At 43.9% G+C, this 14,013-nt stretch carries 14 protein-coding genes, 1 tRNA gene and 1 pseudogene; 10 read left to right on the forward strand and 6 right to left on the reverse strand.

What is annotated here, in order from left to right:
• Positions 1-187 precede the first annotated feature (187 nt).
• Both KXD37_RS09310 and KXD37_RS09315 read left to right on the forward strand, forming a co-directional pair.
• Positions 188-263: transfer RNA gene (locus KXD37_RS09310), tRNA-Arg, on the forward strand.
• 149 nt (positions 264-412) lie between these two features.
• A complete protein-coding gene (locus tag KXD37_RS09315) occupies positions 413-928 on the forward strand; it encodes a DUF3231 family protein (protein ID WP_024122953.1) in 516 nt (171 codons plus the stop codon).
• A 44-nt stretch (positions 929-972) separates the two neighbouring features.
• On the opposite strand, the gene KXD37_RS09320 is transcribed toward KXD37_RS09315, so the two are convergent.
• The 6 genes from KXD37_RS09320 to sacB form a co-directional block, all read right to left on the reverse strand.
• A complete protein-coding gene (locus tag KXD37_RS09320; RefSeq protein ID WP_024122952.1) occupies positions 973-1,287 on the reverse strand; it encodes a DMT family transporter in 315 nt (104 codons plus the stop codon).
• Positions 1,287-1,622 (reverse strand): DMT family transporter, encoded by a 336-nt coding sequence (locus KXD37_RS09325; RefSeq protein ID WP_044160350.1) that lies wholly within the window; start codon positions 1,620-1,622, stop codon positions 1,287-1,289. The genes KXD37_RS09320 and KXD37_RS09325 overlap by 1 nt, the downstream gene beginning before the upstream one ends.
• Positions 1,623-1,699: 77 nt before the next feature.
• Entirely contained in the window at positions 1,700-2,284 is a 585-nt protein-coding gene (locus KXD37_RS09330) for a TetR family transcriptional regulator (protein WP_024122950.1), read from the reverse strand.
• 96 nt (positions 2,285-2,380) lie between these two features.
• Positions 2,381-3,943, reverse strand: a complete 1,563-nt coding sequence (gene aspP, locus KXD37_RS09335; RefSeq protein ID WP_024122949.1) for an aspartate/proton symporter AspP — start codon at positions 3,941-3,943, stop codon at positions 2,381-2,383.
• A gap of 127 nt (positions 3,944-4,070) precedes the next feature.
• Complete coding sequence (locus KXD37_RS09340; RefSeq protein WP_151174536.1) at positions 4,071-5,621, reverse strand: glycoside hydrolase family 32 protein; 1,551 nt, start codon at positions 5,619-5,621, stop codon at positions 4,071-4,073.
• 77 nt (positions 5,622-5,698) lie between these two features.
• On the reverse strand, positions 5,699-7,120 hold the full coding sequence (gene sacB / locus KXD37_RS09345) for a levansucrase (protein WP_095712955.1): 1,422 nt from the start codon (positions 7,118-7,120) through the stop codon (positions 5,699-5,701).
• A 595-nt stretch (positions 7,121-7,715) separates the two neighbouring features.
• On the opposite strand from sacB, the gene KXD37_RS09350 reads away from it, so the two are divergent.
• The 8 genes and pseudogenes from KXD37_RS09350 (at position 7,716) to padC (ending at position 13,987) form a co-directional block, all read left to right on the forward strand.
• Complete coding sequence (locus KXD37_RS09350; protein ID WP_105990931.1) at positions 7,716-8,057, forward strand: ArsR/SmtB family transcription factor; 342 nt, start codon at positions 7,716-7,718, stop codon at positions 8,055-8,057.
• Positions 8,058-8,068: 11 nt separating this feature from the next.
• The gene (locus KXD37_RS09355) at positions 8,069-9,367 is read left to right on the forward strand and encodes an arsenic transporter (RefSeq protein ID WP_254517889.1); all 1,299 of its coding nucleotides are present in this window, start codon (positions 8,069-8,071) and stop codon (positions 9,365-9,367) included.
• Positions 9,368-9,389: 22 nt separating this feature from the next.
• The gene (gene arsC, locus KXD37_RS09360) at positions 9,390-9,809 is read left to right on the forward strand and encodes an arsenate reductase (thioredoxin) (RefSeq protein ID WP_106019603.1); all 420 of its coding nucleotides are present in this window, start codon (positions 9,390-9,392) and stop codon (positions 9,807-9,809) included.
• Positions 9,810-10,142: 333 nt separating this feature from the next.
• Entirely contained in the window at positions 10,143-10,709 is a 567-nt protein-coding gene (locus KXD37_RS09365) for a C1q-like domain-containing protein (protein ID WP_024122943.1), read from the forward strand.
• 132 nt (positions 10,710-10,841) lie between these two features.
• Positions 10,842-12,206, forward strand: a complete 1,365-nt coding sequence (locus KXD37_RS09370; RefSeq protein WP_151174534.1) for a serine hydrolase — start codon at positions 10,842-10,844, stop codon at positions 12,204-12,206.
• A gap of 7 nt (positions 12,207-12,213) precedes the next feature.
• Positions 12,214-12,918, forward strand: a complete 705-nt coding sequence (locus tag KXD37_RS09375; protein WP_263463506.1) for an aspartate/glutamate racemase family protein — start codon at positions 12,214-12,216, stop codon at positions 12,916-12,918.
• Positions 12,919-13,025: 107 nt separating this feature from the next.
• A pseudogene (locus KXD37_RS09380) lies at positions 13,026-13,479 on the forward strand (DUF3237 domain-containing protein).
• 22 nt (positions 13,480-13,501) lie between these two features.
• Positions 13,502-13,987 (forward strand): phenolic acid decarboxylase, encoded by a 486-nt coding sequence (padC, locus tag KXD37_RS09385; protein WP_003235304.1) that lies wholly within the window; start codon positions 13,502-13,504, stop codon positions 13,985-13,987.
• Positions 13,988-14,013 lie beyond the last annotated feature (26 nt).

Genomic DNA, 14,013 nt, shown 5'->3' on the forward strand with positions numbered 1-14,013 from the left:
CTCTTCTCTTTTTCCCATTTTCCCCAAAAATACAACGGTTCAAACCATCGTATGTGAGCTTCTGAAAGAAGATGATGTGTCTTCTTAAAAAAACAGCCCTTTAAAATAGAGGGTTGTTATTTCGGCTGAAATACCGTATAATGAGTTATGCTGACGTTATCATCACACAGTGAAAATATGTCAATATGCGCTCGTAGCTCAGTTGGATAGAGCGGTGGTTTCCGGTACCACGTCTGCCGGGGGTTCGAATCCCTCCGAGCGCGTCCAATAGAACAACAGGAAAGACAAGGGTTTGGCATTTTGCCGCTCTTGTCTTTTTTGTTTCCAGAAAACTTCTCTTGAGTACATAATTTTTCCTCCTGCTGGGCATCGTAGGTGATGAACAGTATTGAATTTGTTAAGGAGGAAGACAATGGGTATTTTAAGCGGAAACCCGCAGGAAGAACCGATGCATTACGGTGAGGTATTCAGTTTGTGGAGTTATGTGATGGCGGGAAATAAAATGATCGGCAATTACCAGATGTTATTGCATCATGTTGGTGATGGCGATTTAAAGAAGCTGCTTCGTGAGTCCATCGAGAAATGCCAAGATGAAATCAAACAGGTCAGCAATATCCTGAAAGAAAATGGCGTGGGGCTTCCGCCCGCTTCTCCTGAGCCGCCGGATGCAGATCTTAACGACATTCCGCCGGGCGCGCGGTTTCTCGATCCGGATGTGGCCGCATCCGCAGCGGCGCAAAATGCAGCCGGTCTTGTGACATGCAGCAAAATTATGGGGCAGTCGATTCGCGAAGACATCGCCATGATGTTTGGGCAATTTCATATGACCAAGGCGGCAACAGGGGCAAAATACTTAAGGCTGCTGAAAAACAAAGGCTGGCTCATCCCGCCGCCGCTTCATCTTCATAAACATCAAGATGATGAGTAAAAGATAAAAGGCATATACAGCTTTCTGTATATGCCTTTTATGATCTAAGACGTAAGACGCAGGCCGATGACGCCGGCAAGTATCAGGCAAAGAGAAATCAGCTGAGAAAGCTGAAACCGTTCCTTAAACCAAATCAGGCTGACTGCTGTTACGCCTATGCTGCCTATACCGGTCCAGACGGCATAAGCAACACCGGAAGGCAGGACTTGCATGGCCTGTGAAAGACAGTAAAAAGATAAAGCAAATCCGGCAGTCATCACAATAATCGGCCATTTTTTCTTTGTGCCGTCTATATATTTCATGGCGATGGCAGCTATAATTTCTTCTATACCCGCAATAAATAATAAAAACCACGCCATTATTTTTCACCTCTCGGCTGAGTTTTATTTTCTTTTGTGAAAAGCTTCATTCCTAAAATACCGGCTAGCAGCAGCATCAAAAAGAAGATTTGCGCTGCTGAGAAGGATTCGCCTAAGAAGATCCCGGTCGTGTAGGTTCCGACCGTTCCAATTCCGACAAATACGGTATACGCCGCGGCCATAGGAATTTTTCGATAAGAGCGGATTAACAGTATAAAGCTTATCGCTATTAATAGAAAAACGATAATCCAATCAAAAAGCGAATCCGCATGTTTGAGGGAGGAGGCCCAAACCACTTCTAGAAGCCCTGCTATCAAAACAAGTACCCAATACAACAGTAACACCTCTTTTTGTGAATGAACGTCAGTCATTTTTAGGCATTAAAAAATGAGCGGTGTCACCCAGTCATTTTTTAAGCTTTACCTAAGCTCCGTTTTAAGAATGTGAAAATTTCTTTTTTAGATACTTCAAGGTTTTCATCTTGTTCAAACCCGATATAAAACCGTTCTGCTGTGTTCTCAACCAAATTGATGATGGTTCTTGCCGTCCACTTTGCATTGATGCCTTCGATCACATCTTGGCTGTCGATCGCCTTGTTGATGATGTTCTCAAGCCAAGAATAATAAGGCTGATAAATGGTCTCCCATTTTTCCATGGAATGGTCGATGGCAAGCCCCGAATAGCAGAGGACAATAATATCTTTATGGCGCTCTGTGATGTGAAACGTCTCATCAATTAAGGTTTGTAAGACGGTCCAAAAATCTTCCTCGCCATTCAGTCTTCCTTTGATTTGCTCTAGCGTATGAGTGAGAAGGTTTTCCGCAATGGCCGGAATCAGAGCATTTTTGGATGAAAAATATAAATAAAACGTTCCTTGGGCAGTGCCGGCTTTTTTTACGATCTCTGAGATGGAGGCTTTATCGAGTCCCTTTTCCGAAATGACTTCAATCGCCGCCTGCAGAATCTTTTCATATTTTCCTGATGTTTGTTTTGGCACGAGGAACACCTCCTGTAATGACTGACTATCATTCATTTTATCTTGAGTGATGGTGTTTGTAAAGCGAAAAAAGAAGCAAGAGAAACTCCTGCTTCTTTATTTATCATAATCAATCGCGGCTTTCGGGAGCCCGGTATACTTTGCCCAATAGTAAATCGCAAGCGAGCCGATGGCAACCAATATGAGATCGACGGGATTGCTGATAATGCCTAAGCCATGCCCGAAAGAGCCGATATAGGAAAAAATCAGCATCATGACATAAAATCCGACGAGCCACCAGGCTGATTTCAGCTGCTGGGCCAGGCTGACGTCTTCTTTAGGCGCGTATTTACTGAAGCAGAGATAGATCAAAAACATGACGAGCTGTGAGCCGAGAAGCCAGGAAACGGTTGTCCATCCTGACCAGTACACAATAAACGCCGTAAAAATAAATGAAAGCGGCCCGATGATGCTCATTCCTTTTAAATAAAACGGCCTGTTTAAGTCCTTCGCATTTACTCTCAGTGCGGCTGAACAAATTGGTGCAATCGCATAAGAAAGGATGAGAGCGACAGAACAGACATTGACGAGCGCGTTCCACGAAGGGAAGGGGAGCGTCCAGAAAATCGACATGGCAAATGAAAGCCAGAGTGAAGCACGGGGTGTCCCCGTTTCTTTATTGACCTTTGAAAATATGCCAAATAATGTGCCATTCCGCGCCCAAGCGTAAACGAGGCGAGATGTCGTATTCATAAAAATATTCCCGTTTCCTCCCGGAGACAGAATGGCGTCTAAAATGACAAGCGTTGCAAGCCATCCTAAACCGAGCATAACCGCAATGTCTTTAAACGGCAATGAAAATTCACGGCCGATTGCCGGCCAGCCGTTTTTCAGCGTTTCTGTCGGAATCGCACCGATAAAGGTGATTTGCAAAATCGTGTAAATAATGGTTGAAACGATAATACAGATAATTAAAGCGATCGGGATATTGCGTTTCGGATTTTGTACCTCACCGGCAACAGACACAATAGGGTGCAGCCCGAGATATGCAAACATGACACCCCCCGTCGAAATGGCGGCCTGTATGCCTGTAAAACCAAAAGGCGCAAACCCTTCAACCGATAAGTTTCCCGGCTGAAAATGAAAAAACAGCACAATAATGATCGTGACCGGTACGATATATTTAAAAATAGAAATAATGAAATTGGCCTTTGCAAAGGTTTTAACGCTCCAGTAATTCAGCAGGAAAAACAAGCAGAGCAAGGCAAACTGCAAAATCCAGCCTGCAATGGTCGGTGAGTCAGAGCCCTCTTTGGTCAGGCCAGGAAACCAATAGGCCACATATTGCCGGACGGCTGTGACTTCAATCGAAATCAGGCTTGTGTAAGCTACAATTGTGACAAATGAAATTAAATAGCCGACCAAATGGCCGTGTGAATAGACCGGATACCTGATGATGCCTCCAGTGCGGGGTAAAGCGGCTCCGAGTTCTGCGTACACCAGTCCGATTAACAGAATAATGGCTCCTCCGATAATCCAGGAAAAAGCGCCGGAGGGTCCTGCTTTTGAAGCGACATTACTGACAGCGAACAGCCATGCTGATCCAAAGATAGCTCCCATCCCGATCAGAATCAGATCAAACAGCGACATCGATTTTTGAAAATTTCCTTGTTTAGACATCCGCTTCCTCCTTAGAAACAAGCCTTATATTTCTTACAATGCCCAATATGAAACAGACAATACGCACAGGCTGACTGCTGTTTCGGCTCTCATAAAAAAACAGATGCAGCAAGCGCTGCATCTGTTTTTATTGATGAATCGTATCAAAATGTTTCACTTTTATATTTTTAAAGGAAGCTGAGCCGCCTTCAGAAAAGAGAGTAATGCCTTTATCCTCGGATTTTGGGAACACTTCATTTGAAAAAACGGTTTTCCCGTCACCGACAAACACTTCTATCGTTGTTTTATCAACGAGAATTTTTAAGTGCGCGTTTTGTTTGCTGGTGTCATAGGGCGCTTTGCTTTCAACGTACATTTTGCTTTTATCCGGCTGGTCTGTGAAAGCTCTGTTGACATACGCATAGCCGCCTTCAGCGAATATGCCGACATCAATATGGCGTTTTTTGTCTGCCGATTCTCTCAGCCGGACGCCAGCGTTTTTCATATCTGTCCAAGAAAGGTCCATATCCAGCTGATACGTATCGCCTGCTACGGACAGGGTTTTGGAGCCGTTGACATTCAGTTCTTTCACTTCGTCAGTGGAAGCGGAAAGCTGCTGCAATGCTTCGACAGGCTGTGAGATGAGACTGTATGCGCCGTCCTGCTGCTGGAGCCGGATTTCCCGCACGATTGAATCTGTGCCGTTAAAGCCATTTTTTCTGGTCGGCGTGTTATTGGCGTAATCCCAATTGTTCATCCAAGCCAGCGCGTAACGCTTATTCAATTGATCTGTGTTTTTCCCGTCCTCAAATGTTACGCCTCCGTACCAGTCAAATCCGTAATCAAGCCATTGGGGTTCGGTTTGATCCGCAGAAAATTCTTTTCCGTCAAAGCCTCCGGTCCAGTAGGCGTACGTATTGGGTTTGCCCCACGGTTTCCCGTTTGCGCTGGCGCCGAGAATCCATTTCGTCGTCCCGTCACTTGCCCGCATCATGTAAAGGTCGGGGCATTCAATGATGCCTGCCTGCTCTGTAAAGAAACCGCTTGTGTACTGCCAGTCCTTTAAATTATCGGATTCGTAAAAGCCGATTTTTGTTCCTTCAGCCATGACCATTACCCATTTATTATGCTGATCATCCCATATGACTTTTGGGTCTCTGAAATCCTTTGTCCCCGGATTGGGCATAATGGGATCGTCAGTGTAGGGCTTAAATGTTTTCCCTTTGTCTGTGCTGTACCATAAATGCTGCTCCTGCTTTTTGTCTTTGGCTGAAGGCTGAGTCACAATGGCGACAAGTGCATTTTTGCCAAAGCCGGCTGTATTTTCTTTATCGATGACGAATGATCCGGTCCAGATGTCGCCGTTTGGATTTGTGTATTTGGGAATTGCCACGCCTTCATCTGTCCAATGCACCAAATCCTCTGACACAGCATGCCGCCATTCCGTGCCATTGCCGTTTGGATAATCACCGTTATACAGATAGTAGTAATGATACTTTCCATCGAAATAGATGGGTTTTTGGGGATCATTTTTCCATTTGTCAGGAGCCGTAAAATGATATGCCGCCCGGTAGTCCGGTCTATGGGCAGATTTTGATTTTTTGTCGGGCTCCTCGTTTGACCATAAGTCTATAAACAAAAGTATTCCTGTAAAGATGAGGAATACGGCTGACCATTTGCATGTTTTTTTATATTTCATTTCGGTTTCTCCGCTTTAGATTTTAATAAAGAAATAAAAGAAAATGCCAATAGGGTATCGGCATTTTCTTTTGCGTTTTATTTGTTAACTGTTAGTTGGCCTTGTTCAAGGATGCTGTTTTTCACGACAGATGTCTTTTTGCCTTTGATGTTCAGTAAGAAGCTTGGCGCAAACGTTGCCTGTTTGTCTGCATAGAAACCTCTGTTTGTCATGTAGCTTGTAATAACGACATTGTTCCCTTCAGCTTGCGGTACGGCAAAGTGTGAGTAAGTAAAGGTCACATCGTTAGGATCTAGATCCATTTTCAGCACAAGGCCGGTTTTGTTCAGCGGCTTGTACGGGCCTGTTAAGGAGTTAGAGACATAACCCAGCATGTAAATATCGTTAGATGTAATGCCGTCGATTGTCATTTTTGATCCTCTAGAGTCAGTGAACAGATACCATTTGCCGTTCATTTTGAAGACATTCGCACGTTCGATTTCGTCAGTTACTGTGTTAGATGTGATCAGCGGCTTCATGACTTTCTTCAGTGTGTAGTCATCGTTAAGCTCAATCATGCCAAGTGCGCCGTTAGCTAATTCTGCAGTGCGTTTTTTATCGCTTTGCAGAAGTTTTTGACTTTCTTGACGGAAGAATGATGAGCTTTTGCCATAATAAGCTTTGTTAAATAAAGATTCTTCGCCTTGGTAGCCGTCTTCAGTTCCTGTGTTCGCTTCAAATACCAGGTATTTGCGGCCATGATCTTCCACATAGTGAGGGTCTCTCAGCGTATGGTTATCGCCTGAACTATAGTTGCCCTCATCAATGAACTGCTGAACATTTTGATATGTTTTGCCGTCGCCGTCAAAGATGGACTTGTGATCTTCTACACCGTTAATCGTAAGAGAGCTGTCTGAAGTTGACACGTTAACCTGTGCAGTTGTCAGTGTTTGTTTGCCGTAATGTTTACCGGAAAAGTCAGTGTAGAATAAACGGATTTTGCCGTCAGATGTAAATGTAGCTGATCCTGACCATTCTTGTGTCTGATCTTTTAAGATGGGATCATTTGCATCAAACTTGTCACTGTCTTTAAAGACACGGCCTGCGTTCTTCCAGCTGTCAATGGAAGTCTCGCCAACTTTTTGATAGAACATGTAAATCGATGTGTCATCCGCGTTTTTAGGGTCTCCGGCTAATGCAAAGACAACATGGTAGCCATGATAGTTTGCGACTGTGCCGTCCGCGTTTTGCAATGGCCAGCTGTCCCACACGTCCAAACCTTTTGCAGAAGAGATGTTTTTAATCTTCGATTGGTCAAATTCAGGCACCTGATATTTTTCATTCTTTTGCTGTTCAGGGATTTGCAGCATGTCGTGGCGGGTAATATGGGAAATGCCGTATGTTTCTTTATACGGTTTGTGATCTGCTTCTTTCGCAAACGCTTGAGTCGCGCCTCCTGCCAGCAGTGCGGTTGTAAAGGTTAATACTGTTGCCTGTTTGGCAAACTTTTTGATGTTCATCGTTCATGTCTCCTTTTTTATGTACTGTGTTAGCGGTCTGCTTTCTTCCAGCCCTCATGTTGATAATGGCAAGTCGGTTACGTGCAATAAAAAAGACCTAAAATATGTAAAGGGGTGACGTCAAAGAATACACTTTGCCCTTAACACATTTTAGGTCTTGCCTGCTTTATCAGTAACAAACCTGCGTAATTTACTTTTCGACATTATTCTATTAGACACTGATCCTTATTTCAACGGGTCTATTTTCCTCTTTTGTTTGATAGAAAATGAAGAAAAAGAATTTAAGAGTACAGGTCTTATGGACTAATATGGCTGATTGTTTCTTTACATCTTCTACAGGTTATAAAAAGCTTTCGCATGGGCATAAAGTTCCTTTTTATCAGGCCTATCCGACAACACAAAAGTGATAAAGAAATGTAAATTCATAAATCATTCACAATATGTGACAGTATAAATAAAGCCATTTTAGCTTCATAAGGGCAGGAATGATAATAAAAAAGATTTTAAACGGTGGTCCTTTTTCTTCTAGCATATAAGTATTGACTTATATAATTGGTGAATTATACAATGAACGCGGAAGGGAGCTGATGCTTTGATGAAGCATGCCTTGACATCTGCTGAAATCAGTCACTGCCTGAAGCTTCTTCATGATCAAACCAGGCTTTTGATCATGAAGCTGCTGGAGGAAAAAACATACTGTGTCTGCCAGTTTGTCGATATGTTTGACATGAGCCAGCCAGCTATCAGCCAGCATTTACGGAAGCTGAAACAGGCCGGATTTGTGAAAGAAGAGAAAAAGGGACAATGGCGGTTTTATTCAATTAATTCGGCTTGTCCTGAATATGGATTGATTCAATCGATTCTCGGTCACATCAGCTCAGATGATGACGTGTTGCAGTCTATTCAGAAAAAAGAAACTCAAGTTTCTTGTAAGTAGGAGGTTCTCGTTTGAGTTCAGCAGTTTTAGCAGCAAGTATCTTTATCCTTACACTTATTTTTGTTATTTGGCAGCCGAAAAATCTGTCTATTGGCTGGTCAGCCTGCGGGGGAGCGGTTTTGGCCTTGCTTGCGGGGGTTGTGAGCGTAAAGGATGTGGCGGACGTTACCGGCATTGTATGGAATGCGACTCTGGCGTTTGTGGCGATCATTCTCATCTCGCTCATTTTAGACCACATTGGCTTTTTCGAATGGGCTGCTTTGCATATGGCGAAGGCGGCCAAAGGCAGCGGCCTTCGTATGTTTATTTATATTTCCGTTTTAGGCGCCGTCGTGGCGGCGTTTTTTGCCAATGACGGTGCGGCGCTTATTTTAACGCCGATTGTGCTTGCGATGATGCGGGCTTTGCGTTTTGAAGAAAAGCTGGTGTTCCCATTTATTATCGCGAGCGGGTTTATCGCTGATACAACATCGCTTCCGCTTGTGGTCAGCAATTTGGTGAATATCGTGTCGGCCGATTTCTTTCACGTCGGGTTCATTGAATATGCGGCACGGATGATTGTCCCGAATCTCTTTTCGCTTGCGGCAAGTATACTCGTCTTATACTTATTTTTCAGAAAAGGGATTCCGAAACATTATGATCTCAGTCAGGTGAAGAAACCGGCTGACGCCATTAAAGATATAAACATGTTTCGTATGTCATGGCTTGTGCTGGCCATGTTATTAATCGGTTATTTTGTAAGCGAAATATGGTCCATCCCCGTATCCTTTATCGCCGGTGCGGTGGCTGTTTTCTTTCTTATTATGGCGAAGAACAGCCCGGCCGTTCATACGAAGCAGGTGGTCAAAGGAGCACCGTGGGCGATTGTGTTTTTTTCCATTGGGATGTATGTCGTCGTGTACGGGTTAAGAAACGCCGGCTTAACAGACCTTCTGTCCAGCCTTATACAGGCAGCCGCAGACCAGGGGCTGTTGGCGGGAACCATGGGAATGGGCTTTATCGCGGCTATTTTATCATCGGTAATGAATAACATGCCGACCGTCATGATTGATGCTATTGCGATAGCTGGTACGGATACACATGGAATGATGAAAGAAGCCTTAATTTATGCAAATGTCATCGGTTCTGATCTGGGGCCGAAAATCACGCCGATTGGGTCGCTGGCGACGCTGTTATGGCTTCATGTTCTCGCGCAAAAAGGAGTGAAAATCTCTTGGGGGGCATACGTGAAAACAGGGGTGATCCTGACTGTTCCGACCCTGCTGATGACTCTTTTTGGCCTTTATATCTGGTTATTGATCATTCACTAAAACATCTGGGAGATGAACAAACATGACTAAAAAAATCATCTACTTTTTATGCACGGGCAACTCCTGCCGCAGCCAAATGGCTGAAGGCTGGGCGAAACAATATCTAGAAGATGAATGGAATGTATACAGCGCGGGAATCGAAGCGCACGGGCTCAATCCGAATGCTGTAAAAGCGATGAAGGAAGCGGGGATCGACATCTCCGGCCAAACATCAGATATCATCGATCCGGCTATACTAAACAGTGCTGATCTTGTCGTGACGCTTTGCGGAGACGCGGCTGATAAATGCCCGATGACACCGCCTCACGTCAAGCGCGAGCATTGGGGCTTTGATGACCCTGCAAAAGCAGAAGGATCGGAAGCGGAAAAATGGGTGTTCTTTCAGCGAGTTCGTGACGAAATCGGCGAGCGGCTCAAGCGCTTTGCGGAAACAGGTAAATAAGCTGGAAAGGCCGGGAGGATGGTATCCCGGCTTTTTTGTGGCTCTCATCGCGGTGATGATGCTGGCTGTACCCGCAGATAACAGGGGATACCAAACGATATTGCCATTGGTAATTCTCGTAATCGCAATTTAAAATGTGAATTGATCTTATATCTTTTTTATAGGTCTTGTAATAGAGGCAGTAATCCGTTTTGGAACTAGCAGCTTTCATTTTTGTTTTGAGTTTAGTCGGGCAGATACCGTTTCAAACCCTGTAACGATCAATATAATAATGTATTGCGAAAGCAAACAAATGATAGAAGCGAAAGAAAACGTATAAGGAGGAATAAGTCAATGCCGCCACGGCCAACTAAATGGATTAAGAGAAACGATCGACCGGAACCTCTTTTATCACCAAGTGTCATGCAAGGCAGAAATGGAAATACCCCATCCACTCAACAAAACCAGCTCTTCGCACCAATTACATCAGATACGAACCAGCCTATTTCTGCTTTCAGAGCCACCAGCAATGCGAATCTGTCAGTGGCTGCAAATGCAGCTAGCGGAGTCCGATTTCAAAATGTACAATTTGATTTGGCGAATGAATATAACCCCAACACATCTACATTTTCACCGAGAACAGCAGGCGTATATTCTTTAAATGCATCAGTTGAGTTTCAAACGAATGCGATTGTTGACTTCAACTTAGAAGTCGTATTTCTCGTGAATCAAGATGTGATAGGCGGAAATAGCCAATTTCAAGCAGGAAATCTTCCGGCAGTCGTAGCCATTACGGAAATTCTTCAGTTAAACGCCGGAGATACGGTGACAGTTGCAATGAGAAGTACTGCCGCAGGATTCATTCAAGCGACTCCGAGAACCCGTTTTGCAGCCGCCAGAGTTCCTTCTCCGACTGCGTAAAAAGGAGATTTTGATTCAATGTAAATCTAAAGTTGATTTTTCCTGTTAGAGGATTGATCAGCTTTTTTTATATTTTCAAAATAATTGAAACATTAATAGCTCAGTATCGTATGAAAAAGGGGAGGTGGAGCAATGAAGCAGAAGAAAAGGAAGGAACTTAAGACTTTATTTGAAACATTAGGTGAAAGAAAACATTTCAACGGGGCGGTTTTAGCCGCAGAGGATGGCGACATATTATATCATCACGCTTTCGGTTATGCGGATTTGCCGGGAAAACGGCTTTTGCAAGAGAATTCTTTGTTTGAGCTGGCATCACTATCAAAGCCTTTTACAGCAATGGCAGTTGTTCTATTGGAGGAGAAAGGGATGCTTGGTTATGAGGATACGGTGGAGCGCTGGATTCCCGGATTTCCTTATGAAGGCGTTACGATTCGGCACTTATTGAACCATACATCCGGGCTTCCGGAATATATAGAGTGGTTTTTTGCCAATTGGAATAAAAGCAAGATTGCAGTGAATCAGGATGTAGTGGATATGCTGATGAATGAGCAGCCGCCTTGCTATTTTGCTCCGAATGAAGGCTGGCTGTACAGCAATACGGGGTATGTGCTGCTGGCAGTTTTGATTGAGAAGGCATCGGGCATGAGCTATGCGGACTTTTTGAAACAACATATTTTCACCCCGGTCGGTATGGCGAACACGAGAGTATATAACAGAAGGCTGCGTCCTGAGCAGATTGAAGGCTATGCGTATGGTTATGTGTATGATGTGCATTCCGGACAGTACGTTCTTCCTGATGATCTGGAGGAAACCAGCTATGTTGTGTATCTGGATGGAATACAGGGAGACGGTACAGTGAATTCTGTCACAAGCGATTTATTTCGATTTGATCAGGCTTTATATCAGGACAAATTGATCAGCGAGGTTTCTAAGGAAGCAGCGTTTTCTCCTGTACAACTGAACAATGGGGAAACGGTTGACTACGGATTTGGCTGGGTGCTGCAAAACAGTCCTGAAAAAGGACGAATTGTCAGCCATAGCGGAGGCTGGCCCGGCTATTCGACGATGATGATCCGATATATAGACCATCGTAAAACGCTGATCTATTTGAGCAATATGGAACAGGATGCTGATTATGAGCAAGCGATACTGAAGGCGGCGGAGAATATTTTATTTGACCAGCCTTATGAAATCCCGGAACGTCCTGCTGATAAAAAGAAAAAAGACATTGATACAGCGATTTACAGCCGCTATGTTGGCAGCTACTCCATTCATGATGGGACAGCTGCGGCGGTGACAGCCGAGAACGAGCGGCTTTATCTGCAAATTACCGGACAGATGAGGTTTGAATTATTTCCTTCCTCGGAAACCCGTTTCTTTATGCAATCATTGCCTGTTGAAGTTGAATTTATGTTAGGGGATGGTGCTGCGAAGAGCTTTATCATTTATCAGGACGGAACAGAGGAAGAAGCGGTCCGGACGGATAGAAAGGAATGAATTTGAGATTGGCATATTAGCTGGAATGGGGCCAAAATCGACCTCTCCGTTTTTAGATAATGTCATTGATTACTGTCAGAAGCTCTATGGCGCTTCACATGATATCGACTACCCGCAGATGATGATTTATTCCTGTCCGACACCCTTTTATGTCGATCGTCCAATCGATCATGATGAAATGAAAAAAGCGATTATTGATGGAGCCGTCAAGCTGGAGAAGACCGGTGCGGACTTTATTTCTCTTCCTTGTAATACCGCGCATGCCTATTTTGAAGACATCCAGCAGGCATTGTCGATTCCTTTGTTACATATCATTGAGGAAACGATGAAGGAGCTTCCGGATTCAGCACAAAAAGTGGCTGTTTTAGGAACAGATTCAACCATACAATCCTGTATTTATCAAAAAGGGTTGAAGGCGGGCGGACATGAGTTTATTCATGAGAAACATTGGCAGCGGGAAGTCAATCAGCTCATCGCCGCGATCAAACAGCCGAATCATGTTCACAAAACTCAGGACATATGGCGGGAGCTATATTTGGAAATCAGTAAAAGAGCGGATCTCATCATTTCGGCTTGCACAGATTTGAACACGGTGTTAGATCATTTTCACGGTGATATCCCGATTATAAATTCCTCTGATTGTCTCGCAAAAAGCACGGTCAGCACGTATCTTACCTATCAAAACGAACCATTCAACAAGGGCTGTATGTAATCGGCTCTTGTTTTTTTGTGTTCTTATCGTTTGACAGCCTCATGTAATGTTGTTAAAGTAAACATGTAAATAGTTACATGATCTCTTCTGAAGGTCAGGTGGTGCTTATGAAGAAGCCAGTTTTAAAGAAATTCGTCTCTCTAGACATGAAGGTTGATCCTCCGATCACCATTGGTGAGACAGGCTTAGGGCTGAGACGTTGGATTCCGATTCGATCGGGAACAATAACCGGGGAAGTGGAAGGACGTATTTTGCCGGGCGGCTGATTCGCAAATCATTCGCGCTGACGGCAGAACAGATTTATCTGCCAGATATGTCATAGAAACTGCAGATCATGAACTGATTTACATTGAAAACAATGGAATACGGCAAGTCAGCGAGCCGTTCCGAACCCAAGCAGCTGCCGGAGAAATGATTGACACCGAGCATGTTTATTTCCGTACGGTGCCGACTTTTGAGACAGGCAGTGAAACCTATCAATGGCTGCATGACCGCTTGTTTATCGGTTCCGCAGAAAGAACCCCTGATTACGTTCGATTAGATATTTATGAAGTAGAGTAAAAGACTAAGGAGAGTGTGAAATATGGAAAACTTTATCGGAAGCCACATGATTTATACTTATGAAAACGGTTGGGAATACGAGATTTATATTAAAAATGACCATACAATTGATTATAGAATTCATAGCGGAATGGTTGCCGGACGCTGGGTTCGGGATCAGGAAGTGAACATTGTCAAACTGACAGAGGGCGTATATAAAGTGTCTTGGACAGAGCCGACAGGCACAGATGTTTCGTTAAACTTTATGCCGAATGAAAAACGCATGCACGGCATTATTTTCTTCCCGAAATGGGTGCATGAACATCCTGAAATTACGGTCTGCTACCAAAATGACCACATTGACCTGATGAAAGAATCACGCGAAAAATATGAAACCTATCCAAAATACGTAGTGCCTGAATTTGCGGAAATTACATTTTTGAAAAATGAGGGAGCCGATAATGAGGAAGTCATTTCTAAAGCACCTTATGAAGGAATGACAGACGATATTCGCGCAGGAAAATTGTAAAAAAACAAAAACCCGGTAAAGAGAAT

Origin of the sequence: Bacillus sp. XT-2 (assembly GCF_025696525.1) — a bacterium.
In the GTDB taxonomy this organism is placed as follows: Bacteria; Bacillota; Bacilli; order Bacillales; family Bacillaceae; genus Bacillus; species Bacillus halotolerans.